The sequence below is a fragment of the Lacticaseibacillus styriensis genome (genome assembly GCF_030770295.1).
Lineage (GTDB): Bacteria > Bacillota > Bacilli > Lactobacillales > Lactobacillaceae > Lacticaseibacillus > Lacticaseibacillus casei.
Genome location: NZ_CP132483.1, coordinates 2,203,670 through 2,229,827, shown reverse-complemented (window position 1 = coordinate 2,229,827; position 26,158 = coordinate 2,203,670). Strand labels below are relative to the sequence as shown.

The window sequence follows — 26,158 nt, the reverse complement described above, 5'->3', positions numbered from 1 at the left end:
TCTTGTATTCGTTTCCTCACCGTTCTATGCTTAAGTTAATAAGAAAGTTAGGATGTGAGCGGAATGGACCAAGAATATGATCGCTTACTTGTACCCGTAGATGGGTCAAAGGAAGCCGAGTTAGCTTTCAGTAAGGCTGTTAAAGTTGCGATGGCCAACCAAGCCCACTTGGATGTTTTGAATGTGCTTGACACCAAGCAGTTTATCGGCAGCTATGGCGGTATGATATCCGGTGATGCGGTTTATCAGCTGACGCAAGATGCGCAGGAATACTTAGAGAATTTGAAGGAACAAGCCAAGAGTACGGGATTAACCGACATTGATATCCATATTCGTTTTGGTAATCCCAAGACGGTCATCGCCACCGACTTTCCACACGACCACCACAACGATCTGATCGTCATTGGCGCAACCGGATTGAATGCAGTTGAGCGGGTGCTGGTTGGTTCGGTAACCGAATACGTTAACCGCACCGCACCATGCGATGTGCTGATCGTTAAAACTAAATAAGCTTTTTGTCAGGTAAGAATCGGTGATATTACATCGCCGGTTCTTGCCTTTTTTGATGCACATCATATTTCGGAGAACGTTACAAACAAATCCAATAACCCGAGGACGACTGCTGGCATTCTTTAAGATCACGGCGTAATGTATCTATAACCAACCAGCAAAGAATTGGAGGTCATTGAAATGGCAGATACAAGCGATCGGACGGCACAGGCCAAGACGGAAGCAGCGTTGCGCCGCTACCAGGAGCGCAAACGCTATACGGATTGGGTTGCCAAAATGTCACCGGAATTACGCGCTTATCATGATCATGAATGGGGCGTGCCGGTTCACGATGATCAAAAACTATTTGAGTTGTTATCGTTGGAAATTTTTCAGGCAGGTTTAAACTGGGAACTCGTGTTACGCAAGCGGGCTGCCTTCAAGGATGCTTTCCATCATTTTGATATTAAACAAGTGGCAGCGATGGATGAGCCGGATGTTGATGCCTTGTTAAAACGCACCGACATCATTCGCAATCGCATGAAAATCGAAGCGACGATTACCAACGCGCGCGCTATTTTAAAAATTCAGGCCGAGTATGGTAGCTTAAATGATTATTTGTGGGCCTTTGTTGACGGCAAGCCATTGGTTAATCGCCCCAAATCACTAGCGGAGATACCGACTAAGAGCGCACTGTCGGTGAAGATTGCCAAAGATATGAAAAAACACGGCTTTGCCTTCGTCGGCCCGGTAATCGTGTATAATTATTTGCAAGGCGCAGGATTAATTGACGATCATGTTGTTATGGAAGACTGATCCAATCAGCGCAAGAAGGGGCAAGGGCGTTGAAACGCATCCGCTTGTGGGGAATTTTTCTAGCCATCATGGGGTCAAGTTTTTGGGGTATTTCCGGCCCGGTAAGCGAGTCCCTGTTTGATAAAGGCATCAAGGTGTCTTGGTTAATTAGCTCTAAAATGCTGATTGCCGGTGTTGTGTTGATGGCGGTGGCCTTTTGGAAAGATCGGTCGGCCATCATGGCACCGTGGCGCAATCTGCGTGATGCGTTGCAGCTGATTATTTTTGTGTTATTTGGCATGATCGGCATGCAGTATATTTATTTTAAGGCCGTTGCCGTGGCGAATGCCGCAACCGCGACGATTTTACAGTATCTTTCACCGGTCGTGGTCTTGGTTTTTCTTGCACTTCGATTGCGGGAAAAACCGCGTCGGATTGATTTACTGACGATTGGCATGGCTATGCTGGGGACAGCACTAGTTGTGACTAAAGGCCGGCTGACACATTTGGCGATTTCCCCGTCAGCTTTCTTTTGGGGCATCATGGCCGCCTTGGCTGCAGCCGCGTATACGTTATTGCCGGCAGGACTTTTAAAACGGCACTCACCAATTGTGGTGACAGCCTGGGCGCAATTGTTGGGCGGATTCCTGGTTGATGCGTTTGATCCCTTTTGGAAACAAATACCGCATCTTGATGCCGCTGGCTGGGCCGGTTACTGGTTTATTGTGATTTTCGGAACGATTATCGCTTATTCGGTGTACCTTGCCAGCCTACAGTTTATTTCGCCAACAGCAGCAACCTTACTGGATGCGTTCGAGCCGTTGGGCGCAACACTTGTATCGGTAGCCTTCCTGCATATGCATCTAGGGTTTGCCGAAGTGCTGGGCGGGGTGCTGATTATTTTGACAGTTGCCATGATGGCAATTGTGACACCACGTGGACCTAAGCTGGAAAAACGACCCGATGAATGAACTGTTTTGGTTTTAGAGTCAGTTGGTGATCAACAGCGGCTAAAACGTAAACGACCCTAGAGACTTGTTTTGCCTCTAGGGTCGTTTGATCTGAAGGCGATTGGACGAATCGATATCGCCAGTCGACAACTTTAACTTGCGTGTTTGACTAGGAGATTCGGCAGTGCCTGTTGGTGTTGGTTACGCCGTAATGCCAGGATATAGCCATTTTTAATGCGTAATCGGTACGTGACAAATAATTGCAGTCGGATAGGGCGGCCTAAATAATCAATGATCGGATACGGTTTTTGATTGCTTAGCATCGTGCTCATCTCCCGACTCCATTATATAACTTGAAATGTCACAGGTTTATGACAATCACCTGACAATCACCTACATTAGATGGCGCGTCCATGCTATACTGGCGTATGAATCAGCAATGAAGATGGAGGCACAGTATGGATCAGTTTAGTATCAGTAATTTAGCAGACTGGCTTGAAGCGCATAACGATGAGCTGATGGCCAAAACCACCCAACTGGATCCCACGAAGGTATATGCCATTGTGGATTATTTGAAAGTGCTCAAAAAGCCGGCTGAGAAATACCTGCACATGAAACAGACCGACTATTACACAACTGAGTCAGATCACAAATTGAATCTACCAGACGATCAGGCACCCCTGACGGCTACTCACGATCGCATTATGGTCAATCACGTTGATGGCTCCATTAAAGATGATCAACTGAATTTTACATATAACCACGAACCGGTTTTCGATGGTGGTTATGCTCCTCAGCGGGATCTCAATATCGTGAAGTATGGGCTGGAGGTCATCGGAGCAGTAGCAACCAGCGGGCACATCGAGACGGTCAGCAAAGCCTTATCCCCAGACGCCGTTCTCACACTTGCGCTGGCAGCCACCGCATTCGCTAACCACCAGTCTTAAGACTACGCAGGCGTTGCCAGCCAGTCATGGTCGGTTAACTCATGATATTTTTTCGAAACCGGAACCCAGAGATGGGCTCTTAAAATAGCGCTGATGCTTTGCCAAAATGCAGGGTCGTCGCGCTGTTTTTTATTCGTTGTAATCGTAATGGGGACGCCGGTTTCAGTGATGGCGTTAATGTTAGGGTAAACAATTTGCTGCAACTGGGTTGCAATAAAGTCAGTTTGGTTAATCAACATAAGAATCATCCTTTCATTTGTTGATAAAACCAGCATAACCAGACCATGTGGTGATATCACGAATCAACCGGGATGAATCTGGGGAAAATTGATGATGAAGTTGTGGCTTTTCCCTTAAGTAATGGTTAAGGGCTTTAAGGAACAGACTGGCGGAGTTTGCGGTCTTAACCCAAATGCCTATCAACCTACAGAAAAGCCGCATAATCCTGCTGCAACCGGTTGCGCAATGTTTGCTTGACTGGTTCGGAAATGAACGCGGCGTTAATGGCATTCAGATTGAAGGTCAAAAAGTCTGCTGCAGTGGTTTTAAAGTAGGTTTGATACAGTTCATACTCGTGGGTCAGGGTCGTATTGGAAACAGTGCGGTTGTCGGTGTTGATGGTGATAGCAGCGCCGGCAGCTTTGAGCGCTTGATACGGGAACTCATCTAGCGACCGGGCCGCTTTGGTTTGCAGGTTGCTGGTCAGGCACAGTTCGATCGTGGTATGGGTCTGGACGATCTTTTGAATGAGGTCTGGTTGATCGAAGCAGGCAGTGGCGTGGCCGATTCGCGGAATTCCAAGGAAGATGGCTTCGGCAATATTTTGGGGGCAGTGGCATTCGCCGGCATGAAAAGTCAACGGAACACCGAGTTTTTGTGCAGTTTTGATCGCCGGGGCGCACACACTGGTGGGAAAGTCGGCTTCGTTGCCGGCAAAATCGCCGCCGACCAACCCGTTACCTAGCAGCGCAGCATTGGCACGAAACATGGCTTGATTATCAGCATTGGGCAACTGGCGCATGCCACAGACGAGCGCTTTAGCAACAATGTCGAACTTGGTCATGGCCTGGTGCAGACCTTCGATGACAGCCTCGGTTGCTTCACTTAAAGACAAGCCGCCGCTGATTGAGAACGCTGGGGCAAATCTGATTTCGATATACCGAACATTTTCTTCCGCCGCCTGGGCGACAACATCGAAAGCCGCCAGTTGTAAAGCTTTTTTGGTCTGGAGCAGTGGGGCAACAAAATCAAAAGTTTTGAGATAATCAGCCAGATTTTCAGAGTCGGCCGGCGCCTGAACGAGTTGGCGCAAGTCGTCATTGGATGCCGGCAAAGGGCGATTGATCATTTTGGCGAGTTGGCGGATGCAACTTAGCGATAATGAACCGTCAAGATGGCAGTGCAGTTCCGTTTTACCTAAAGCATGTAGCGTGTCGAAGTCCATCGTTTTCTCCTTTGTAAAACTTAGAATGATTCGAGTTTAACATAGGCTGCTGCCAACGCGTTACAATAGTTGTAGGAAGCGAATAAAGGTAAGGGTGATAAAAGATGCGCATGGTCGATTTGATCACGAAGAAACGCGATCGAGGTGAGCTAACGAATGAAGAGCTGACCTGGATGATTGAACAATACACCGCGGACAATATTCCGGACTATCAGATGAGTGCCTTTTTGATGGCTGTTTACTTCAATGGCATGACGGATGCCGAGCGCAATCATTTTGCGTTTGCAATGCTACATTCCGGTGACGTGCTTGATTTAAGCGACATTCCTGGCATTAAAGTCGACAAACATAGCACTGGGGGCGTGGGTGACAAGATCAGTATTCCACTAGCGCCGTTGGTGGCCTGCTTAGGGGTTCCCGTGCCGATGATTTCCGGTCGCGGGCTTGGCCATACAGGCGGGACGCTGGATAAACTCGAAAGCATTCCCGGTTTCAACGTGAATGAGTCTGAAGCACAATTCAAAAAGCAGGTGCGAACAATTCACGAAGCGATTGTCAGCGCCAGTCGCGAAGTTGCGCCAGCAGACCGTCGAATTTATGCATTGCGTGATGTGACCGGCACTGTGGAATCGATACCACTTATTGCCGGCTCCATTATGAGCAAAAAACTGGCCAGCGGCACTAATGCCTTGGTCTTCGATGTCAAAGTCGGCAATGGCGCGTTCATGAAAACCATCAAAGATGCGCGCGCCTTAGCCAAGGCTTTGGTCAGCATCAGTCAGACCGCCGGCGTTAAAAGCGTCGCGTTGCTGACCGACATGAATCAGCCTCTGGGTATTACGATCGGCAATAGCCTGGAAATTGCCGAGTCCATTGCGGTGCTGAAGAATCGGGGGCCACGAGACGTGCATGCTCTGACCGTCGCTTTAGCAGCGCAAATGCTGGTACTGGGCGGCAAGGCTCCCAGTTTGGAAATTGCCAGCGGTTTAGCCGAAGACGCTTTGCGGGATGGGCGCGCTTTGACTGCGTTTAAGCAATTAATTCAAGCACAAGGCGGCGATCCCGCTGTCGTTGACGATCCGCGAAAATTACCGCAAGCCAAGTATCGGATTCCCGTGACTGCAGATCAAAGCGGCGTTGTCGATCAAATTGACACCAATGCGCTTGGCCTGGCAGCGATGCAGCTCGGTGGTGGCCGGGCCAAAAAAGATGATGTCTTGAATTTGGCAGTCGGATTGGTTTTGCACAAGAAACTGGGAACACCGGTGTCGAAAGGCGATACGCTTGTGATGTTGCATGCGGATACGAAAGATGTCGCCGATATTGTTGGACTAGTCCAAAAAGCCTATCACATTGGCCCCTCAGCGCCGAAAAAGTCACCGCTCATTCATGAAATTATTCGCCCGTGACATTTATTTTCACAAACAGATGGATTATTTCTACAGTCGTGAAAAAGATAGAAAACAGAACGTCTGGGAAGCGTTTGCGGACGGGCGTGTCGGCCAATATCATAACACCCTTGTGATTTGAAAAAATGTGAGAAGCATGATTTCCATCTTGTTTTTTTGGTTTTTGGTTTTTAAAAAATAAATATCGGGGTATACTTAGATTGTAATGAATCTATTGAAGGAGGAGAAACATATGCTAATGGCAATGGACGTATTATCGCTTGCACGTTTTCAGTTTGCGATGACGACCGTTTTCCATTTCTTTTTCGTACCGTTTTCCATTGGTATGGGCCTTGTGACCGCCATTATGGAAACGCTATATGTGCGCAAAAAGAATGAGACATATAAGAAGATGGCCAAGTTCTGGGGCAAGATCTTCTTGCTCAGCTTTGCCGTAGGGGTCGTTACCGGCATTATTCAAGAATTTCAGTTCGGCATGAATTGGTCGAACTATTCACGATTCATGGGGGACATCTTCGGGGTGCCACTGGCGATTGAAGCCTTGTTGGCATTCTTTATGGAATCGACGTTCATCGGTTTGTGGATGTTCACCTGGGATCGCTTCAAGCCAGCTGTACATGCTATCTTTATTTGGATGACTTGGTTAGGCACCACGTTATCGGCAATCTGGATTCTTTCAGCGAATGCCTTTATGCAGCACCCAACCGGCTTTGCGATCAGTCAAACCACGGGTCGCGTCAAGTTGGTTGACTTTGGTGCCGTGATCACCAATCCGCAGTTGTGGGTTGAATTTCCGCATGTTATCTTTGGTGCCTTTACCACAGCCGGGTTTGCCGTTGCCGGCATGGCTGCTTGGCGGTTACTGAAGAAGGATCAGGTCGACTTTTACAAGAAGTCACTTAAAGTCGGTTTGGTTGTCGGCACCATCGCTTCTGCGTGCGCGATTGGCTTTGGTGACTTGCAGACGCAATTCATTATCAAAGATCAGCCAATGAAGTTTGCGGCTACCGAAGGGATTTACAAAGATACCAGTGATCCGGCGCCGTGGACGTTGGTTGAGTTAATCAATACCAAAGATCACACGACAAGTGGCAATATTGAAGTGCCATACTTGTTGAGCCTGCTTTCCTACCACAAAATGAACGGTTCGGTTAAAGGCATGGAGACGGCTAACAAAGAACTTCAAGCTAAGTATGGTAAAGACAAAAACTACTATGTACCGGTTAAGACCTTGTTCTGGAGCTTCCGGGTCATGGCTGGTGGCGGTGTTCTGCTGTTCCTGCTTGGTGTCTTAGGTCTTTGGTTCGGTCGCAAGAAGAAGGATACGTTGTTGAATCAACGTTGGTTGTTGTACATCCTCGGCTTTGCACTATGGCTGCCGTTTATCATTAACACGGCTGGCTGGTTCATCACTGAGTTAGGTCGTTATCCGTGGGTTGTTTACGGATTGTACACGATCGCCGATGCGGTTTCGCCAACCACGACAGCCGGTCAATTGCTGTTCACCAATATTTGCTACTTCCTGATCTTCACCTTACTCGGTGGTGTGATGATTTATTATTCACACCGTGTCTTGAAGAAAGGACCAGAAGGCGATTTGAACACCGATTATGGGGTCAACAGCGATCCGTTAGCTAAGGAGGCGTTCGCAAAATGAGCTGGTTACAGATTTTATGGTTCTTTTTATTGTTCGTCCTGTTCAGCGGTTTCTTCGTACTTGAAGGCTTCGATTTTGGCGTTGGCATGTCAACCAAGCTGTTAGCTCGCAACACGAGCGAAGAAGATCAGCTGGTGGCAACGATCGGGCCGCATTGGGATGGTAATGAAGTTTGGCTGATCACCGCTGGCGGTGCGATGTTTGCTTCTTATCCAATGTGGTACGCAAGCTTGTTCTCCGGCTTTTACATCATGTTCTTCATCGTTTTGTTCGGGCTGATTGTTCGTGGTGTGTCCTTTGAATTTGCGGCACACGCCGAGACCAAAACCGGTCGCAATATCTGGCGCTGGGCGTTGGCTTGCGGCAGCTTGATTCCGCCGTTTGTCTTAGGGATGATTTTCACTGCGATTATCCAGCCGCTACCAATTACTAAGGCTGGCGATGTTTATCCGACGTTGGGCAATCAGATTAATCTTCTGACCATCGTTGGTGGTGTCGCAGTGACATTGATGATGCTGATGCACGGGTTGAACTTCATTCGCCTGAAGACAACCGGAGATTTACGCAAGCGTGCGCGCGATTGGAATAGCAAGCTGTATTATCTGCTATATGCCGGTGAAGTTGTATTCGCAGTTCTGCTATTCTTCATGACCGACTTCTTCAAGGAGCGTCCTATCAGCACGTTGCTGATTTTGGTTGTGATTGTCGGCTCAACTGTCGCTGCCCATATCGGGGTATTGAAGGATAATGAAGTGCTTTCCTTTGTCGGAAGCGCGATTGGATTGGTTGGCGTCGTTGGCGTCATCTTCAATGGCTTATTCCCACGTGTGATGATCGGGCAGGATGCAGCAATGTCCATTCTTGCAAAAGATGCCAGTGCCAGCTCCTTGACCCTGACGATCATGACCATCGTGGCAGTTATCCTGTTGCCAATTGCCTTAATCTACTTCATCTGGAGTTACGTTGTCTTCCACAAACGCATTCAAGCAAAAGGGGCGGTTAGTGAATGATCGATAAGACGCTCATGCGCTTATCGGGAATGAAGAAAACAATGACAATGCTTGCCGGGTTTGCACTCGTGCAAGCTTTTGTTATTTTATTGCAAGGAAGGTTTCTTGCAGAAGGGATCGTCCATTCCTGGAATCGTCAAAGTTTAGCCGGGTTATGGAAGCCTTTGGGGCTGTTTGCACTGGCATTTACCGTGCGGCAGCTCATTGTGTGGGTGCGTAATCGTATCGGTGCCCGCTTTGCCATGAACGGGTCTGCGTGGTTGCAAGAACAATTGCTGAAGCACTTGTATGCATTAGGACCAGCGGCAGTGGCAAAAGAAGGTACCGGTAATCTGGTCACCATGGCGCTCGACGGCATTCCCGAAGCCGAAAATTATATTGAACTGATCTTAAACAAAATCCTCAACATGAGCATTATTCCGTGGGTTTTGGTCGCTTATATCTGGTACGAAAATTGGCTGACTGGCTTTACTCTGCTGATTATGTTTCCGATCATCATCTTGTTCATGGTGATTTTGGGACTGGCAGCCCGTGACAAGTCGGAAAGTCAATATGCCGGTTTTCAAAAAATGAGCAACCATTTCATTGATTCGCTGCGGGGACTCAAAACGCTGCAATTGATGGGCATTAGCCGCCAGTACGCCAATAACGTTTATGAAGTTTCGGAAGATTACCGGAAGCAGACCATGGGCGTTTTGCGCATCGCCATGTTGTCCACTTTTGCGTTGGACTTCTTTACCACGTTATCGATTGCGGTTGTTGCGGTTTTTCTTGGCATCAAGCTGATGGACGGCGGCATTCCTTTATACCCAGCGATGGTGGCGTTGATTCTGGCGCCGGAGTATTTCATGCCGATTCGCGATTTTGGCACGGATTACCACGCAACGTTAAACGGTAAAAATGCGATGGCCGCGATCTGGAAAGTAATCGACCAGCCGTTGCCGACTGATACTAAGGTGCTGCCGGCGTTTGATGGCTGGCAGGATCAAGATACTTTGAGCATGCAGCATCTTGATTTCATGTACGACGATAAACGTGCAGGAATTCATGACGCTAATCTGCAGTTTACCGGCCCGGAAAAGGTAGCAATCATTGGCGCCAGCGGTTCCGGCAAGTCGACATTGTTAAATTTGATTGGCGGCTTTTTGCAACCGCAATCCGCAACGATCACTGTCCGGGGAACCAAGGTGCCGCATTTGACGCAGGCTGCCTGGCAGGATCATTTGAGTTATATTCCTCAGGATCCGTATTTATTTGCGGATACCATTGCGGCTAACATTCGCTTTTATCGGCCGAGTGCTTCAGATGACGAAGTTCGGCAAGCAGCAGCGGCGGCAGGTTTGAGTCACTGGATCGAAACGCTGCCGGATGGTTATGCGACCCGCATCGGTGAAGGTGGCCGGGGAATCTCTGGCGGCCAGGCCCAGCGAATTGCGTTGGCGCGGACACTGGTTGATACCAACCGGTCGATTTGGCTATTTGACGAGCCAACCGCCCATTTGGATATTGAAACCGAAGCCGAGCTGAAAGAGACACTGGTGCCGCTTTTTAAAAACCGGCTGGTCATCTTCGCCACGCACCGACTGCACTGGCTCAACCAAATGGATCGCGTGATTGTGGTTGATGGCGGGCGGATCGTCGCTGAAGGAACACCGAGCGAGTTAGCAGCCCACTCTAAGCCATATCAGGCACTTGTACACGAAATGCGAGGTGAATTCAATGCATTGGTGGAAAAATGAACACTGGGTCCGGCCTGATCTAAAACGCTACCGGTGGCTGCTGTTTTGGTCGCTGGTTCTTGGGGTCATGACGTTCGTGTTTGCCGGCGCGTTAATGTTCACCTCAGGCTTTTTGATTGATAAAAGTGCTACCAAACCGTTATTTGCGGCGATTTATGTGACTGTTGTCCTGACCCGTGCCTTTGGGATTGGGCGCCCGGTCTTCCAATATGTTGAACGTTTAACCAGTCACAACTGGGTGCTACGGATTACCAGCCATATGCGCCGTAAGTTATACAAAGTGCTGGAAACCGATGCGGCATTTGTCTCGGAACACCACCAGACCGGTGATATTTTGGGATTACTGGCAGATGACATCGGCCACATTCAGAACCTCTATTTGCGGATGATTTTTCCGACCGTGGTTGGCGCTGGCTTAACAGTGATTGCCACGTTACTATTGGGCTGGTTCAACTGGGGCTTTGCGTTATGGATCTGCTTGTTATTGCTGTTTCAGATCCTGATTCTTCCTTGGTGGGGGCTAGTGGTTGAACGCTTCCGCAAGGCTGAGCAAAAGCAGCTGAACCATGATGCCTATGTATCACTGACAGACTCGGTGCTTGGCCTATCCGATTGGGTCATCACCCATCGCGGTCAGGAGTTTTTGGATCAAAGCTTGGCAGCACCGAAAAAGCTGGCTGCCTCGACCGCAAAATCCAAACGGTTCCAGTGGGGACGGGACTTTGTCGGTCAGTTACTGTTCGTGTTGATTACGATCAGTATGCTAATTTGGACGAACCTTGAATGGACTGGCAGTCAGGCAAGTGCCAACTGGGTTGGTGCCTTCGTCCTGGTTGTTTTCCCGCTTGATCAAGCCTTTTCTGGGATTGCCCAGGGCGTCGGTGAGTGGCCGACTTATCGAGATGCGATCCGGCATCTCAATGATCTGCACCCAGTGACGCGGGCATTGCCCAAACAGCAACCGGTACCGTCTAGTTTTAAAACCATTCAGCTAAAACAGGTCAGCTTCCGTTACAAGCCAACCGATCCTGAATTGATTACCGATATCGATTTAACCGTTCACGCCGGCGAAAAAATGGCGATTCTGGGACCCAGTGGCATGGGGAAAACGACCTTGTTGCAACTGGTCTTGGGTGACTTAACGCCGACAACCGGCCAAGTTCTGATCGACGGGCAGGATGTCCTGACTTATCAGCAAAACCGCACGAATTTGTTCGCGGTGCTAGATCAAAGTCCATTTCTGTTCAGTACGTCGATTATTAATAACGTCCGTTTGGGCAATGAAAATGCCAGCGATGAAGAAGTCGCTGCAGCGTTGAAAGCCGTCAAGCTGGACAAGCTCATTGCCCAACTGCCCAATGGTATGGACAGCAGTGTCGAAGAAGCCGGCTTTGCCTTTTCCGGTGGTGAGCGTCAGCGGTTATCGTTAGCGCGGATTCTTTTACAGGATGCACCGATCGTACTCCTGGACGAACCTACCGTTGGCTTGGATCCGATTACCGAACAGGCGCTGCTGGATACGATGTTCTCCGTTCTAAAAGGGAAGACCATTCTCTGGGTCACCCATCATCTGCAAGGTGTCAGCCAAACTGATCGAGTTGTCTTCCTGGAAGATGGCCGGCTGACGATGAATGACACACCGCAGCATCTGGCGGAACAGAATCAGCGGTATCAGAATCTGTATGCGCTGGATGCGGGGTTGCGGTGATAATGCTTTAAATTTTGGAAAATTTGCATTTCGTGTAAAAACTTCATAAGAATAAGATAATTTCACTTAGTAGTCATGCGAGCACAACAGCCGTAACCCAGGTTTGGGATACGGCTGTTTTTTTAACAGTTATTAGTGGTTAACGCGTACAATAAGAAACTGATAAACCGATTCGAGGTGACCTAACATGCGCTGGCTAAAAAAATATGTACGACCACTGGATTATGTCATTGTGGTCATACTCTTCATAGCATGCTTCATTCCGCTGGGCATTTTTTCAATGACCGAAGCGCATGTGAATACGGATCAAAAAGTGGCCGTTATTTCGATTAATGGCCATGTTAAACGGCGCATTAAGCTGGATGCGCATGCGGGCCACCAGCAGTTTACGCTGTATCCGGCAAAAGGGCAGTACAATGTCATCGAAGTTGATGGCGCCCGCATTCGCGATAAGGAAGATAATTCGCCGGATCAGATTGCGGTGCATACGGGCTGGATTAGCCAAATTGGCCAGCAAAGCATCTGCCTGCCGCATAAATTGCTGATTGAAATCAAGCCGGCGCAAGGAAATAAGGACACTAGCGGCGATGATGGCGGACTGGTACACCCTTAATCAGTCGGCTTAAACGTTTACAAGCTGCTAAATGTGGTGCAGTATTTCAAAAATAGCTGCTTAAATGTGTTTTTCTCATGGTAAACTGGAAAAACAATCTGTTGTTCAGCAGATCGTTTGCGACACCGATGGCAGTCACAATGCTGCAGACTGATTGAAAGAAAAGAGGCAAGCCTTTTAATGCTGGGATTACTGAAATACGGACGTGACAAGCTTGGGGCTGGGGTTATTGAAGCAATTTTTGATTGGTTACCGACAGTCTTGCCGGTCATCATTGCGCTTGAATTGGCGGCAAATCGTGCGATGGAAGCAATCGTGGTGGCCGGGGTACTGGGGATATTTTGGCTTCTTTATATTACGATTTACGAACGGCATCACCGTCATGACTGGGCCATGAGTGCCAAGCGTGAGCTGCGTGATCGTTATTTCGAGGCGCTTTACCAACGCAATGATGCAAGTGCCGCAACCGGTGCAGATAATGCGGTGATTCAGCGTGATTTGGGTGGACTTAACAATTTGGATATGTTTTATAGCACGTTGTTTCCCACTTCCTTGCAGGCCGTGATGACTTACCTGCTGTTAATCGCGCTGTCGATTTGGTATCGCTCATGGCTGGCATTACTGCCGCTGGCCTGTGTTCTGTTGATTGGCTTTGCGATGATGTTTCTCGGCAAGCAGATGTCGGCGCAGAATAAGACCCATCTGGCTGGCTTCTTAAAAATGGGCGGACGCTTTATTAACGATCTGCGTGGGATGAATACTTTAGTGATGTACAATGCTGCCGACCGTTACGGGCAAAAGTTCGCGGACGATAGCGAATATTTTCGCCAGGCAACGATGAATCTTTTGAAAACCCAGTTGCAGGTGCTGTTTGTCATCAATGGTTTTGTTTACCTAACTGTGTTCGTTGGCGGTTTTGTGACCGCACTTCAGCTGATTGGCGGCCAGTTACCAGTGGCCGGGGCGTTTGCCACTTGGTTTACGTTGGCCATGATGATGGTCAATGCCCGGCAACTTGGCTATTTCGTGCATGTTGTCAAATCAAATGGACCGTCACTGGCGGCGATCCTTGGAACAATTTCCAAGGCCAAAGCGACGCCAGCGACAGTTCGGATTACCGACAACCGCCCACTTAAACAAATCACACTTGATCAGACGACGATCGGTTATGCGCCGGATAAACCACTTGTCACTGACATCGATGCTACGCTAAAACCGGGCAAGTTATACGGTTTGGCGGGCGAAAATGGCACCGGTAAGAGCACGCTCATTCAAGCTATTTTGGGTCGCCTGGAGCCTTTATCCGGAACGATTATGGCTGACAACACGGCCGTCTCTGCGTTGAGCAACGCACAGAAAGCTGCGGTGTTTGGGTATGTCACGGCAGATGAGTACCTTTTTTCCGGCACTGTTCAGGAAAATCTGCTGTTAGGGAATCGCTTTGGTGACACTTGGCAACAGAAACTTGAGGACCTGGGACTGATGCAGTTTGTCCCTACATTGGAAAAAGGATATGACACCCAAGTAGGCGAAGGCGGACGGTTGCTTTCACCTGGGCAGCGGCAACAGTTGGCGTTTGCGCGGATGTTACTGGCGGACAAGACCGTTTACCTGTTGGATGAAATGACGTCTAGCATTGATAAAGTCAACGCTGCGGCGATTTTGGCAGCCATTAAAAAACTGAGCCAAAAGAAAATTGTTCTATTTATTTCTCACAACCTCTCCGCCATGGCGCAGGCTGATGTGGTGTGGTTTATTCATGATCATCACTTAATTGTTGCCAATCACGCGCAGCTTTACCAAGAGCAGCCGGCGTATCGGCGACTGGTGGATAATCCGGAGACGATGCAGAAAGAGGGTGCACGCTGATGATCAGAGGGTTATTAAAGTACACTCATCATTTGACTGGCGCCATTGTGATCAGTTTTTTGATCGGCATGGTCGCCGAACTGGCCAAGGCAGTTGTCTTGATTCTTGCAGCGATGATGCTGTTTGATCCGCAACACGCGTCAGAGTTGCTGTTGCCAGGCGTCATCGCGGTCATTCTCTTGGGTCTCGGCAGTTTCGGCGAGCAATATGCCGGACATTTTGTAGCTTTTCATGTGCTGGCTGACTTACGCGGCGCGGTTTATCGGCAACTGGTGCGCTTGGCTCCGGCAAAACTGGATACGCAATCGAGCGGTAAGTTACTCAAGTTAATCGGCAGCGACATCGAAGCGATGGAAATCTTTTATGCCCATACCATTGTGCCTGTGGCAATCGGCGTAACATATGGCCTTTTAATGACAGCAGTTTATAGTCGTGTCAGTATTTTGGCGGCAGTGGTCGCGCTGGTCGGCTATGCGGCCGTGGGCGGGCTGATTCCGTATGCGCGGCATCAGCAATTGACTGCTAAGACTCAGGCTGCTGATCAGCTGAAGGCGGCCAACCAGCAGTACTTGTTAGAATCAGTTCGTGGGATGGGGGCGGTGCGCCAGCTGGGCATTGCAAAAGAACGCATGGATCAAGGCAATGTCGGGTTTGACCGTGAAGCTGCCGCGTTTCAACAAGCGCAATTCAGTCAATTATTAAAAAATGTCGCTGCAACGTTTGCCATGGTCGCAACGTGGCTGTTCATGGTCTGGACAAGTGGCTGGCAGCAGGCAACCGCCTTACAGCAAGCGGTTCTTGCAGTCTTCCCGCTGACGTTCGGCCCGTTGCTCGCACTAAACAATCTTCCCGGGTCGTTACTTAACGGGTTTGCGGCGGCTAAAAATCTATTCAACTTACTGCAGGAGCAGCCGTTAATGGCAGCGCCCGCAACTGCAAGTCAGACAGTCGATGCGATTAAGCAGATTCAGGTGAAGCAGGTTTCATTTAGTTATCCAGCGCGTCCCGAAGAGGTTTTAAACGACGTGACGCTGACCTTAAAGGCTGGTGAAATCGCCGGTTTTGTGGGTGCGAGCGGGTCGGGTAAAAGTACGTTGGCTAAACTAATCATGGGGTGGTATCCAGTCACAAGCGGCCAGATTTTGGTCAATGGCACAAAAATTGCGACCATCAGTCCTCAATCGCTGCGGGCACAAATTAATTATTTGCCGCAGACCGCGATATTTTTTTCCGAAACGGTCCGTGATAATCTGACGTTACATGATCCGACGATTACGGATGATCAAATTTGGACGGTATTGGCGCAAGTTAAACTAAGTGACCGGTTAAAACAGCTTGCAAATGGCCTGGATACGCAGATTGCTGCCGGACATGTGCCTTTTTCCAGTGGCGAACAGCAACGGCTCGAATTGGCCCGTGCCTTGCTGCATTCAAGCAGCGTCTTGGTCTTAGATGAACCCACCAGCAATCTCGACACAGAAAACGAGCGGCTGATTCTGGATACGATCAAAGCCTATTATCATGGCATCGTCATTTTGATTTCACACCGCGCAGAATCAGCAGCCTATGCGGATCGGATTTATCGCTTCAATAATAGGCAGGTTGTGGAAGAAAAGTAATTTGTTGGCACTTCAGGTTGTTATTTTTCGATAAAAAGAGCACGCGAAAACATTTCCGTTGTCATTTTCCCCAAAGATTGATAGCCTGAATTTGAACACGGATCAGCAAATGGTCTGACCGTCTTGGAGGAGGGCACGCGCCATGATCATTGAAACGATTCTGAACAATAATGCCGTTGTGGTTCGGCATGAGCAGCGTGAGACGATTATCGTTGAACGCGGTATCGGGTTTCATGCCAAAAAAGGGGAGACACTGACATTGCGGGACAGCATGAAGGTGTATGTTCCGGAAGACCAAACCAAGTTGAAAATTGCGGCGGAAACGATTGCCAGCTTACCGAGCGAGTATTTGACGCTGGCGGCACAGATTGTGCAAGAGGCAGAAGTTCAGTTGCAGACAACATTTAACAGTTATTTGCTGATTGAAATGGCTGATCATCTGCATTTTGCGGTGATGCGGTTGCATGACAATTTGTTATTGCATAACCGACTGTTGTGGGAAATTCAGATGGCCTATGAGCAGGAATATCGAATGGGCAAGTGGGCGTTGGAAGCGGTGGCTGAGCAGTTAGGTGAAGCGTTACCGGAAGATGAGGCTGGGTTCATCGCTCTGAAGTTTGTTAGCAACGATCTCAATCATCAGCAGCCGGTTGATTCGTTAGCGTTTACGCAGATGCTGGCGAATATTACGAAAATCATTTTCTATCGGCTAGGATTGGACATGAACACCAAAACGCCGGAGTACCAACGATTGGCAATTCATCTCAAGTTTTTCCTTCAACGGGTTTACGCGCACACAGATAAGCAGGAAGCGACTTACGACCATGCCCTATTAGCACATTTGCAAGAAGATTATGTGCAGGCTTATCAGTGTATGGAGGATGTTGTTCAGTTTATCGAGCAGAAGGTCAATGTACCCGTTTCCAAAAACGAGCAGATTTATTTAACACTGCACATTTCTCGGTTAGCTGCCAGTCACGGACAGAACTTAAAAAGTAGTGTCACGGACAGAACTTAAAAAGTAGTTGACGACGGCTAATGAATCAGATAAGATGTGGTTATTGAAAGCGAATACAGTACCATCTGGCTTGTTACTATTGAATTAGGCAAAACCAGAAAGACTTAACTTAGGCACACCCTAGGTTTCGTCTTTCTGGTTTTTTTATTGCCCAATGTCTGGAGGAAAGAAAAATGGGAGAAGCAACACTGGCGAAGCAACTGTTGCAGTTGGTTGGCGGCAAGCAGAATATTGAACAGGTTTGGCACTGTGCGACGCGGCTGCGTTTCACATTGAAGGATCCGCAAAAGGCGACCGCGGCCAAACAGAAAGTCGAGGCGTTGGACGGGGTCATCACGGTCGTGGAAGCAAGCGGCCAGTATCAAGTGGTTATTGGCAATAACGTAAGTGATGTTTATCAGGCAATTATTAAACTTGAACCGAGTTTAGGTGACAGTGCGCAGGTGGCCAATGACCAGCCGAAGGAGAAAATGACATTCAAACGCGCTTTCAATGGCTTATTGACCTTTATTTCCGGCGTTTTCACACCATTTTTGGGAGCGATGGCCGGTGCCGGGATTCTAAAAGGCTTACTATCTCTGGCCGTGGCGGTTGGCTGGTTAACGACCAAAAGCGGCGCCTATCAGATTTGGTGGGCAGCGGCGGACGGCATTTTCTACTTTTTACCGATCGCATTAGCCTTTACGGCCGCGAAACATCTGAAGGTGAATCCATTTGTGGCGATGGCGATTGCTGCCGCGATGGTTTATCCCAACATTGTCGGACTTGTTGGCAAACCGAGTATTGATTTCTTCGGCATTCCGGTGGTGGCGGCTAATTACACGGCCACGGTCTTGCCGATTTTGCTGGTCGTCGTGGTTCAGAAGTTTCTGGAACCATTTTTCAATAAAATTTGGCATCAGTCGGTTCGTAACATTTTGGCACCGTTATGCCTGTTAGTGATCATCGTGCCGCTGACCATGTTGGTGGTTGGACCGGTTAGCTCCATTCTCAGTAATGGCCTTGCCACCGCAATTGTGTCGCTGAACAAGAGTGTACCGGCTTTAGCGGGGATGGTTCTTGGCGGCTTCTGGCAGGTGTTTGTGATTTTCGGCGTTCACTGGGCCTTGGTGCCGGTCATGATGAACAACATTGCCCAGTATGGGACGGATCCGATGATGCCGATTCTTTTGCCGGCAGTTTTGGCGCAGGCCGGTGCGGCATTTGCGGTGTTCCTCAAAACTCGTGACGCCAAAATGAAAAGCTTAGCTGGCTCAAGCACGATTACGGCACTTTTCGGCGTCACGGAACCGACTATTTACGGGATCACCTTAAAACTGAAAAAGCCATTTTATTGCGCATGTGTCGCGGGGGCAGTTGGCGGGATTATTGTGGCCATGTCCGGCGCCGGTTCGAATGTGGCATCATTGGCCAGCATCTTATCGTTGCCGACTTATCTCGGTAAAGGGTTCGGCGTTTCGGTGATTGGCGATATTGTGGCATTCGTTCTCGGCGTTGCGCTTACCTTGGTGTTTGGCGGAATTAACGCCGGTGTTAAAGAAGACAAGCCGCAAGCAACCCAGATCGCAGCGGATCACGCAGAAACACTGGCCGCACCGGTTAAGGGAACCTTAGTGCCGCTCAGTGAAGTGCCGGATGAAGTTTTTTCCTCGGGCACCATGGGGCAAGGCATCGCGATTGAACCAGAGGATAACTTGGTCAAGGCACCAGTCGCGGGAACGATCAGTCTGGTCTATCCAACCGCGCACGCTATTGGGATCACGTCTGAAAAAGGGGCAGAGATTCTGATTCACATCGGTATCGACACAGTGAATTTAAAAGGCAAGTATTTCAAACCCTTGATTAAACAAGGACAGAAGGTGGATGTCGGTACGCCGTTGGTTGAATTTGATTATCAAGCGATTAAAGCTGCAGGGTATGCGCCAACCGTGCTGATGATTGTGACGAACTCCGACCGTTATCAGGTTGAAACCCGAGCGGACGGGACAGCCGCAGACGATGCGTTAATGACGCTAGCTTAGAAAGGATGAACATTTAACCATGACTTATTTGAATTTTCCGAAACAATTTATGTGGGGCGGTGCAACCGCAGCCAATCAGCTGGAAGGCGCCTATCGTGAAGACGGCAAGGGATTGTCGATTGCCGATGTCCTGCCCCAAGGAAAAGCACGGTTTGATCTGGTGAATGAGCCGGATTTTGACTGGACCATCGATGAAAGCAACTATCGGTACCCGAATCATCAGGGCATCGATCATTACCACCATTTTAAAGAAGACATTAAGCTGTTTAGTGAAATGGGCTTTAAGTGTTATCGTTTTTCGATTGCCTGGTCACGAATTTTTCCGGAAGGTGATGAAAAGACACCTAACCTGGCTGGTCTGGCGTTCTATGATGCAGTGATCGCGGAGTGTTTGAAATATGGGATTGAACCGATTATCACAATTTCCCATTACGAGATGCCACTGCACCTGGTTACCAAGTATGGCGGCTGGAAGAATAAGCAGCTCATCGGCTTTTACAAGCGATTTGCCGAAACCGTTTTGACCCGGTATTTCAAACAGGTTAAGTACTGGATGACTTTTAACGAAATTAACAGTGCGCTGGCATTTCCAGTGATGAGCCAAGGCTTGGTGAATAGTAACGGCGCCGCTGATAAGCGTAACATTTTCCAGGCCTGGCACAATCAGTTTGTGGCTGGTGCCGAGGCGGTTAAAATCGGCCACCAACTGGACCAGGATCTTCAGGTTGGCTGCATGTTGTTATACGCCACTACTTACAGTTATGACGCGAATCCGGCCAATCAGCTGGCGACGCTGCAACAAAATCAAGCGTTCAATTTCTTCTGCGGCGATGTTCAGGTGCGCGGCGAGTATCCAGCCTACACGGATGCGTTGCTGGATCAATATGGCATTAAGTTAACGGATCTGGACTTTTCGGCTGCCGAGTTGGCAATGTTGAAGCAGCATCCGGTTGATTATATTGGCTTCAGTTATTACATGTCTGCTGTTGTTGAAACGGTTCAGAAGGATCATGCTGAAGTTGGCGGGAACTTGTTAAGCGGCATTAAGAATCCTTTCCTGGAAGCGAGCGAATGGGGTTGGCAGATCGACCCGACCGGTTTGCGCATTGCCTTAAACCAGTTATACGACCGTTATCGCAAGCCGTTGTTCATCGTTGAAAATGGTCTCGGCGCCGTGGACCAGCCGGATTCAAACGGCGAGATTCACGATGATTACCGGATTGATTACCTGAAGCAGCACATTGAACAAATCGGTGCGGCCATTCATGATGGCGTCGATGTGATGGGCTATACGCCATGGGGATGCATCGATTTGGTCAGTGCGTCAACCGGCCAGATGTCAAAGCGTTATGGATTCATTTATGTTGATCTCGATGATGCTGGCCAAGGAACGCTTAAACGTTCCAAGAAAAAATCCTTCGACTGGTATCGGCAGGTGATTGCGTCTAACGGAGCTGATTTAGATTCCTAACTGACGGCTTGCGTTAGGATGCCTGAGTCCAACTTGACAAAGTTAACGGTGTTATGTTTTAATATTAGCTATAGTGAATAGCAACGAATCGGTTGAGCGTATGCTTCAAGATGCCTTTCCTGGGGAAGAAAGGGCGTTTGAGGCGTGCGCTTTTTTCGTGAGCAGGAGCGCTTAGAAATCGGAGTGTAAGTGGCCATTTAGGCTTCAAGGTTCTTACACGGAGATTTCTGCGACTGCGAACGCGTTACGACACAAGCAAAAAAACGCCGCCAACCGAATTCGAGAACGTATATCAAGAAAGGGATGACCATGAACAAAGTTTATTTAAAGCACAAAGAAGAAGTTTTGACCGCACTGACAACGAATCGGACACATGGCTTAACCAGCGCAGAGGCTGAGGCGAGACTGGCAAAGTTCGGCCCGAACGCATTGAAAGCAGCACCGACGATCCCGGCCTGGCGCCAATTTTTGCTGACCCTCAAGGAACCCCTTGTCATTATTTTATTTGTTGCAGTCGGCTTGGCATTGTTGAGTGCGGCTTATGATTTTTTTGTAACCGGCAATCGTAGTCATGGGATGGCGGCCATTTATGAAAGTATCGCGATCTTAATTCTTATCGGCGTTAATTCCGGCTTGGGATACTGGCAGGCGCAATCGGCGAAAAAGTCGATGGACGCGCTACGGAATATGGCCGATCATCAGGCGCGGGTGTTGCGCGATGAAGTTTGGGAAGATGTGCCGGTTGCGGAGCTGGTACCAGGCGATATCGTTCGGGTGCAGACCGGTGACTTTTTGGAAGCCGATGTGCGGTGGCTGCGGGTGGCGAACCTGCAAACATCTGAGGCGCACTTAACCGGCGAAGCAGAACCGGTGAGCAAGCAATCGCATGCCTTGACCGAAAAAGTTGAATTAGGCGATCAGACCAACATGGGTTTTTCCGGTTCGATGATAACTGCCGGGAACGGATATGGTGTTGTGGTCGCTACCGGGATGGAAACCGAACTCGGCAAAATCGCCAAGTTAATGAATGACGTGCAAACGCAAAAAACGCCAATTGAGCGGGTCGTTCACAGCTTGAGCAAAAAGCTGATGATCGTTGCGATCGGGATTGTTTTCCTGACATTAGGATTGGCCTTGTTTAAAGCCTATCAGCAAACCGGTAACCTCTCCTTTGAAATACTGGCAGCGTCACTGTCCACTGCGATTGCGCTTGCCGTAGCGGCGATCCCTGATGCTTTGCCCGCTGTCTTGTCGATTGTTTTAACCATTGGTGCGACCAAGTTGGCCAAGAATCAAGGCTTGATCAAGTCATTGAATTCGGTTGAAACCTTAGGCGCTACGAATTATATTGCGTCCGACAAAACCGGCACGCTGACGAAAAACGAAATGACGGTGACGCGCTTTTTTGCTAATGGCGCGCATTATGAAGTCGAAGGCAATGGGTATGACACGACCGGGGACTTTTTACCGGTAGATGACCAGGACACCCCTGCATTTCAACGATTTTTGCAGGCAGCGGTGTTAAACAACGAAGCCAATGTGACGCAAGATGAAGATGGCCGCTTTCAGCCGTTTGGCAATCCGACCGACGTGGCGTTGGTCGTAGCTGGCGCAAAAGGTGGCATTGACCGGGCGACTTTGCTGGAAAAAACCGATCAGCGCGATATCGACATTTTACGGGTGTTACCGTTTGATTCAACGCGGAAAATGATGAGCGTTGTGATTAAAGCAAACGGTCAGTTCAAAGTCTTAACCAAAGGCGCGCCGGATGTTATTTTGCAGAAAACGGACCAGGTGGTGGAGCATGATCAGCTGGTGCCGATTGCAGATGCGCGGGCGGACATGGAAAAAGTGATTTTGGACTTTGCCAATGATGCGTTGCGAACCATTGCGATCACGGAACGCGCCATTGATGAATCGCTAGCCTTGCACGGTGAGATGGCCGAGCTGGAACAACATCTGACACTGCTTGGGATCGCCGGCATCATTGATCCGCCACGCCCGGAAGTGAAGCGTTCGATCCAGACGTTACACGCGGCTGGAGTGAATGTCGTCATGATTACCGGCGACCACGCAGCCACTGCGCGCGCCATTGCTTACAAGCTGGGAATTGTTCAGAAAAAAGATGCTCAGGTTATTGAAGGCGCCATGTTAGACAAACTGCCTGATGCAGAGTTAGATGATGTGGTCTTGGAAGCGCGGGTTTATGCGCGCGTGTCCCCAGAGCACAAGCAACGGATCGTTAAAGCTTTGCAACGGCGCGGCCAAGTAGTTGCCATGACTGGTGACGGGATTAATGATGCACCGGCGTTGCGGGCCGCAGATATCGGCATCGCTATGGGCATCAATGGCACTGAGGTCACCAAAGACGCGGCTGATTTGATTTTGCTCGATGATAAATTCACCACCATCGAAAAGTCAGTGGCAGCTGGCCGGACGATCTTCGGAAACATTAAGAACTTCATGCGCCATGAATTGACAACCAACGTTGCGGAAGTGCTGGCGTTACTGTTAGGCGTCATCTTGATGACCGGTCCCATCGGTCACGTCAGCGTCACCACACCAACGCTGACCGCACTCATGGTTTTGTGGGTGAATATGATTTCGGACGCGTTGCCAAGCTTTGCCTTAGCGTATGATAAACCGCAAGCAGACCAGATGAAGCAAAAACCGCGCGATACTGATGTTTCGATTCTAAAAGGCATGGTGGGCCGCATCTTCGTTCGCGGGACCGTCATGGGTGGCACGGTGTATGTTGCGTTTATCTGGGCAGCCAGTGCCGGTTTACCAGCTGCTGCAGCCCAGACGATCGCGTTCCTGACACTGGTGTTTGGCCAATTATGGCACGTCTTTGATGCCCGGAGCACGACGACGTTATATCGACGCAATCCATTTAGCAATATCAAGTTGCTTGCTGCAGTGAGTTTTGCGGCGGTGAGTTCACTATTGGTCACTACTTTACCGTTTTTCAACGTGGTGATGGGTACCCAAATGCTGACATGGCAACAATATTTGCTAGTCACTGTGCTGCCGGCGATTCCTACGCTTGTACTTTCGGGGATTAAAGAACTTTGGTTGGCAGTGGCTAAGAAAAAATGATGTCTTTTAAAATAAACCGGTGCTGACTGCGTTAAGCTGCTCATTCAATGGGCGGTTTTTTTCGTTAGCACTCGCGACTTCTACACCGGCGAACGGCAGACGGTGGAAGATGCAACGCATGATTGATTTTCATATTTCTAAAAATAAAATTGACTTTTTCCAGAAAACAGCAGTATTATATAGACCGGTTGTTATAATTTGGAGGTTAGCAATGAACACACGTGAAAAGTTAGTCGCGACAGCTGCGGATCTTTTTCAGGAAGAAGGGGTCAGGGCGACGGGATTATCAAAAATTCTGGCCGTCAGCGGGACCCCGAAAGGTTCACTTTATTATTATTTTCCTGAAGGCAAAGTGCAGCTGATTGAAGCCGCCATTGAGTATGCGGGTGCGCAAATTTTGGCGCGGGTTAGACAAGCGCTTAAACGGGATGAGGCTCCGGAAATTGCCTTGACCGGACAGCTGGCGGAAATGGCGGATGAGATGCAGCAGCACGGCCGGCTCAGCAGCCATTCAATCAGCCTGATCGCGCTAGAAACTCGCGATGAACCGAAATTACAGGCAGCTTGCAGTGCGGTTTATACGCAACTTGAAGATTTATACACCGACAAACTGGTTTCAGCAGGGATGTCAGTGGCACCGGCGCGGCAACTGGGGCAATTCGTTCAGGCAACGATCGAAGGCACCATTATGATCGCGACCACCAAAGCGAATCCTGACTTGTTACGCCAAACCGCGGTCCAGTTGACCTACCTGATTAAACAGGCATTGGCGTCATGAAAATGCCTGCCAGCTGTTCATTGATTCGAAAGTAGAAAAGGAAGTTATTCATGCAATTATCACAAACAAAAGCAATGCCACAAGCCCGCGTTCATATCGCCCATCCGGCCTTAGCCATGATCGGATTGATGATCGGGGCGTTTGTCGGCATGTTTTCAGAAACATCACTTAATATCGCATTACCTAGCCTGATGACGGCACTGAATGTGTCACAAGGCACGATTCAATGGCTCGTCACCGGTTATATGCTGGTCATCGGGATCTGCATGCCGATTTCCAGTCTTTTGTCCAAATGGTTTAATACCAAAAGAATTATTTTATTCGCATTAGGCGCCTTCATTCTTGGCTCCGTTGTTTCCGCGATGGGCGCTAGTTTTGCCGTTGTCTTAATCGGTCGCCTTATTCAGGGCATTGGGACTGGCTTGATTCTGCCGCTAATGTTTTCGGTGGCGATGCAGATTTTTCCGCCGTATAAATTGGGCACGGTAATGGGATTGGCGGCGCTGGTAATCATGTTTGCGCCTGCAATTGGCCCGACCATTACCGGACTCATCCTAGCCAAGTTCACCTGGCATGATATTTTCTGGCTATTCGTCCCGTTCTTGGTATTGGCATTTATTTTTACGTTGACGTCAATGGAAAATGTCTATCACCAAACCAAAACACCGGTCGACTGGATCTCGATTGTTGCCTCATCGATCGGTTTTGCCGGGATCGTCGTTGGCACAACCATGGCGAGTGATTCGGGTTGGTTATCGCTCACCGTGGCGGTTTCACTGCTGATCGGCATTGCCGGTTTGGCATTTTATACCCGACGGCAGTTATCGTTGAAAAAACCGATGTTGAACTTGCGGGTCTTCGCCAATAAGCAGTTTACGGTTGGTACCTTACTGGTCATGCTTGATTTTGGCGTGATTCTGGCTTCGATGTATTTGTTGCCAATGTACCTGCAGCGCGTTATTGGCTTGCCAGTCGCGATGACCGGGCTCGTGATGTTGCCAGGTGGGATTGTCAACGCCGCGGTTTCGGCAATTGCCGGGCGGATGTATGACAGTCATGGCGCGAAGTGGTTAGCCCGTGGCGGCTTTGTGATTGCCATTCTCGGGATCCTGATATTGCTGAGTAGTGGGGCACAAAGTCCGTTGTGGTGGATCATTTTGGGACATGTGACCTTAATGATTGGAGCGCCGCTTGCGATGTCACCGGCGCAGACGTATGGCTTAAACAGTTTGAGCGGCGCCGAAAGTGCAGACGGCAGTGCCTTGCTGAATACCTTGCAGCAAATTGTCGGTGCGGTTTCAACGGCGGTTGCCACAAGCATGCTCGCCTTGGGTTCCGCTCAAGCAGCCGGACAATCAGGACTGACAGTCGGTTCGCACTATGGCTTCGTGTTCGTCTTAATTCTTGCCGTGGTTGGCCTGATCGTTGCCTTCCAAGTTAAAAAGCCCCAAGTGAGTCGCGATCTTTAATCCCTCAAACGCCTTTAATAAGTTCCGGTAAGTGATTGTGCGAAAACAGTCGT

Annotated in this window: 21 protein-coding genes; 18 read left to right on the top strand and 3 right to left on the bottom strand. The window is 49.2% G+C overall.

From position 1 onward, the window contains the following. Positions 1 to 63 precede the first annotated feature (63 nt). The 3 genes from LACSTY_RS10530 to LACSTY_RS10520 all read left to right on the top strand — a co-directional run bounded on the left by LACSTY_RS10530 (position 64) and on the right by LACSTY_RS10520 (position 2,255). Positions 64 to 510: a universal stress protein gene (locus LACSTY_RS10530; protein WP_049169191.1), complete on the top strand. Its 447-nt coding sequence runs from the start codon at positions 64 to 66 to the stop codon at positions 508 to 510. 180 nt (positions 511 to 690) lie between these two features. After that, positions 691 to 1,305: a DNA-3-methyladenine glycosylase I gene (locus tag LACSTY_RS10525; RefSeq protein WP_087912615.1), complete on the top strand. Its 615-nt coding sequence runs from the start codon at positions 691 to 693 to the stop codon at positions 1,303 to 1,305. A gap of 29 nt (positions 1,306 to 1,334) precedes the next feature. Then, on the top strand, positions 1,335 to 2,255 hold the full coding sequence (locus tag LACSTY_RS10520; RefSeq protein WP_087912614.1) for a DMT family transporter: 921 nt from the start codon (positions 1,335 to 1,337) through the stop codon (positions 2,253 to 2,255). 131 nt (positions 2,256 to 2,386) lie between these two features. Here LACSTY_RS10520 and LACSTY_RS10515 read toward each other — a convergent pair whose 3' ends face one another. Continuing rightward, the gene (locus LACSTY_RS10515) at positions 2,387 to 2,557 is read right to left on the bottom strand and encodes a hypothetical protein (protein WP_010491902.1); all 171 of its coding nucleotides are present in this window, start codon (positions 2,555 to 2,557) and stop codon (positions 2,387 to 2,389) included. 135 nt (positions 2,558 to 2,692) lie between these two features. On the opposite strand from LACSTY_RS10515, the gene LACSTY_RS10510 reads away from it, so the two are divergent. Further along, on the top strand, positions 2,693 to 3,181 hold the full coding sequence (locus LACSTY_RS10510) for a hypothetical protein (RefSeq protein WP_087912613.1): 489 nt from the start codon (positions 2,693 to 2,695) through the stop codon (positions 3,179 to 3,181). 2 nt (positions 3,182 to 3,183) lie between these two features. Here the strand turns inward: LACSTY_RS10510 and LACSTY_RS10505 are convergent, their stop codons facing one another. Together LACSTY_RS10505 and add are read right to left on the bottom strand one after the other, a co-directional pair. Then, positions 3,184 to 3,420 (bottom strand): hypothetical protein, encoded by a 237-nt coding sequence (locus LACSTY_RS10505; RefSeq protein ID WP_010491898.1) that lies wholly within the window; start codon positions 3,418 to 3,420, stop codon positions 3,184 to 3,186. Between the two features lie 185 nt (positions 3,421 to 3,605). Next, on the bottom strand, positions 3,606 to 4,625 hold the full coding sequence (gene add, locus LACSTY_RS10500) for an adenosine deaminase (RefSeq protein ID WP_087912612.1): 1,020 nt from the start codon (positions 4,623 to 4,625) through the stop codon (positions 3,606 to 3,608). Positions 4,626 to 4,729: 104 nt separating this feature from the next. Between add and LACSTY_RS10495 the strand changes: the two genes are divergently transcribed. The 14 genes from LACSTY_RS10495 to LACSTY_RS10430 all read left to right on the top strand — a co-directional run bounded on the left by LACSTY_RS10495 (position 4,730) and on the right by LACSTY_RS10430 (position 26,105). Continuing rightward, on the top strand, positions 4,730 to 6,034 hold the full coding sequence (locus tag LACSTY_RS10495; RefSeq protein ID WP_087912611.1) for a pyrimidine-nucleoside phosphorylase: 1,305 nt from the start codon (positions 4,730 to 4,732) through the stop codon (positions 6,032 to 6,034). 232 nt (positions 6,035 to 6,266) lie between these two features. Continuing rightward, positions 6,267 to 7,691: a cytochrome ubiquinol oxidase subunit I gene (locus LACSTY_RS10490; RefSeq protein ID WP_087912610.1), complete on the top strand. Its 1,425-nt coding sequence runs from the start codon at positions 6,267 to 6,269 to the stop codon at positions 7,689 to 7,691. Further along, positions 7,688 to 8,701: a cytochrome d ubiquinol oxidase subunit II gene (gene cydB, locus LACSTY_RS10485; protein WP_047106359.1), complete on the top strand. Its 1,014-nt coding sequence runs from the start codon at positions 7,688 to 7,690 to the stop codon at positions 8,699 to 8,701. Before LACSTY_RS10490 ends, cydB begins: the two co-directional genes overlap by 4 nt. After that, positions 8,698 to 10,440 carry a thiol reductant ABC exporter subunit CydD gene (cydD, locus tag LACSTY_RS10480; protein WP_087912609.1) on the top strand — a complete coding sequence of 581 codons (1,743 nt, stop codon included), beginning with the start codon at positions 8,698 to 8,700 and terminating at the stop codon, positions 10,438 to 10,440. Before cydB ends, cydD begins: the two co-directional genes overlap by 4 nt. Then, complete coding sequence (cydC, locus tag LACSTY_RS10475) at positions 10,421 to 12,148, top strand: thiol reductant ABC exporter subunit CydC (protein ID WP_087912608.1); 1,728 nt, start codon at positions 10,421 to 10,423, stop codon at positions 12,146 to 12,148. Before cydD ends, cydC begins: the two co-directional genes overlap by 20 nt. Positions 12,149 to 12,335: 187 nt before the next feature. Further along, entirely contained in the window at positions 12,336 to 12,761 is a 426-nt protein-coding gene (locus LACSTY_RS10470) for a NusG domain II-containing protein (RefSeq protein WP_087912607.1), read from the top strand. A gap of 180 nt (positions 12,762 to 12,941) precedes the next feature. Continuing rightward, on the top strand, positions 12,942 to 14,630 hold the full coding sequence (locus LACSTY_RS10465) for an ABC transporter ATP-binding protein/permease (RefSeq protein ID WP_087912606.1): 1,689 nt from the start codon (positions 12,942 to 12,944) through the stop codon (positions 14,628 to 14,630). Next, the gene (locus LACSTY_RS10460) at positions 14,630 to 16,249 is read left to right on the top strand and encodes an amino acid ABC transporter ATP-binding/permease protein (RefSeq protein WP_087912605.1); all 1,620 of its coding nucleotides are present in this window, start codon (positions 14,630 to 14,632) and stop codon (positions 16,247 to 16,249) included. The genes LACSTY_RS10465 and LACSTY_RS10460 overlap by 1 nt, the downstream gene beginning before the upstream one ends. 142 nt (positions 16,250 to 16,391) lie before the next feature. Then, on the top strand, positions 16,392 to 17,267 hold the full coding sequence (locus LACSTY_RS10455; protein ID WP_087912604.1) for a PRD domain-containing protein: 876 nt from the start codon (positions 16,392 to 16,394) through the stop codon (positions 17,265 to 17,267). 173 nt (positions 17,268 to 17,440) lie between these two features. Next, positions 17,441 to 19,288 carry a beta-glucoside-specific PTS transporter subunit IIABC gene (locus LACSTY_RS10450; RefSeq protein ID WP_087912603.1) on the top strand — a complete coding sequence of 616 codons (1,848 nt, stop codon included), beginning with the start codon at positions 17,441 to 17,443 and terminating at the stop codon, positions 19,286 to 19,288. A 19-nt stretch (positions 19,289 to 19,307) separates the two neighbouring features. After that, entirely contained in the window at positions 19,308 to 20,759 is a 1,452-nt protein-coding gene (locus tag LACSTY_RS10445) for a glycoside hydrolase family 1 protein (RefSeq protein ID WP_087912602.1), read from the top strand. A 309-nt stretch (positions 20,760 to 21,068) separates the two neighbouring features. Continuing rightward, complete coding sequence (locus LACSTY_RS10440) at positions 21,069 to 23,858, top strand: cation-translocating P-type ATPase (RefSeq protein ID WP_087912601.1); 2,790 nt, start codon at positions 21,069 to 21,071, stop codon at positions 23,856 to 23,858. 211 nt (positions 23,859 to 24,069) lie between these two features. Continuing rightward, entirely contained in the window at positions 24,070 to 24,636 is a 567-nt protein-coding gene (locus tag LACSTY_RS10435) for a TetR/AcrR family transcriptional regulator (RefSeq protein WP_087912600.1), read from the top strand. 50 nt (positions 24,637 to 24,686) lie between these two features. After that, entirely contained in the window at positions 24,687 to 26,105 is a 1,419-nt protein-coding gene (locus LACSTY_RS10430; protein ID WP_087912599.1) for a DHA2 family efflux MFS transporter permease subunit, read from the top strand. Positions 26,106 to 26,158: the final 53 nt, after the last annotated feature.

Bases quoted from the DNA above. Each gene is read 5' to 3' on its own strand.
- LACSTY_RS10530 (WP_049169191.1), top strand. From the start codon at position 64: ATGGACCAAGAATATGATCGCTTACTTGTACCCGTAGATGGGTCAAAG.
- LACSTY_RS10525 (WP_087912615.1), top strand. From the start codon at position 691: ATGGCAGATACAAGCGATCGGACGGCACAGGCCAAGACGGAAGCAGCG.
- LACSTY_RS10515 (WP_010491902.1), bottom strand. From the start codon at position 2,557: ATGCTAAGCAATCAAAAACCGTATCCGATCATTGATTATTTAGGCCGC.
- LACSTY_RS10510 (WP_087912613.1), top strand. From the start codon at position 2,693: ATGGATCAGTTTAGTATCAGTAATTTAGCAGACTGGCTTGAAGCGCAT.
- LACSTY_RS10505 (WP_010491898.1), bottom strand. From the start codon at position 3,420: ATGTTGATTAACCAAACTGACTTTATTGCAACCCAGTTGCAGCAAATT.
- add (WP_087912612.1), bottom strand. From the start codon at position 4,625: ATGGACTTCGACACGCTACATGCTTTAGGTAAAACGGAACTGCACTGC.
- LACSTY_RS10495 (WP_087912611.1), top strand. From the start codon at position 4,730: ATGCGCATGGTCGATTTGATCACGAAGAAACGCGATCGAGGTGAGCTA.
- LACSTY_RS10490 (WP_087912610.1), top strand. From the start codon at position 6,267: ATGCTAATGGCAATGGACGTATTATCGCTTGCACGTTTTCAGTTTGCG.
- cydB (WP_047106359.1), top strand. From the start codon at position 7,688: ATGAGCTGGTTACAGATTTTATGGTTCTTTTTATTGTTCGTCCTGTTC.
- cydD (WP_087912609.1), top strand. From the start codon at position 8,698: ATGATCGATAAGACGCTCATGCGCTTATCGGGAATGAAGAAAACAATG.
- cydC (WP_087912608.1), top strand. From the start codon at position 10,421: ATGCATTGGTGGAAAAATGAACACTGGGTCCGGCCTGATCTAAAACGC.
- LACSTY_RS10470 (WP_087912607.1), top strand. From the start codon at position 12,336: ATGCGCTGGCTAAAAAAATATGTACGACCACTGGATTATGTCATTGTG.
- LACSTY_RS10465 (WP_087912606.1), top strand. From the start codon at position 12,942: ATGCTGGGATTACTGAAATACGGACGTGACAAGCTTGGGGCTGGGGTT.
- LACSTY_RS10460 (WP_087912605.1), top strand. From the start codon at position 14,630: ATGATCAGAGGGTTATTAAAGTACACTCATCATTTGACTGGCGCCATT.
- LACSTY_RS10455 (WP_087912604.1), top strand. From the start codon at position 16,392: ATGATCATTGAAACGATTCTGAACAATAATGCCGTTGTGGTTCGGCAT.
- LACSTY_RS10450 (WP_087912603.1), top strand. From the start codon at position 17,441: ATGGGAGAAGCAACACTGGCGAAGCAACTGTTGCAGTTGGTTGGCGGC.
- LACSTY_RS10445 (WP_087912602.1), top strand. From the start codon at position 19,308: ATGACTTATTTGAATTTTCCGAAACAATTTATGTGGGGCGGTGCAACC.
- LACSTY_RS10440 (WP_087912601.1), top strand. From the start codon at position 21,069: ATGAACAAAGTTTATTTAAAGCACAAAGAAGAAGTTTTGACCGCACTG.
- LACSTY_RS10435 (WP_087912600.1), top strand. From the start codon at position 24,070: ATGAACACACGTGAAAAGTTAGTCGCGACAGCTGCGGATCTTTTTCAG.
- LACSTY_RS10430 (WP_087912599.1), top strand. From the start codon at position 24,687: ATGCAATTATCACAAACAAAAGCAATGCCACAAGCCCGCGTTCATATC.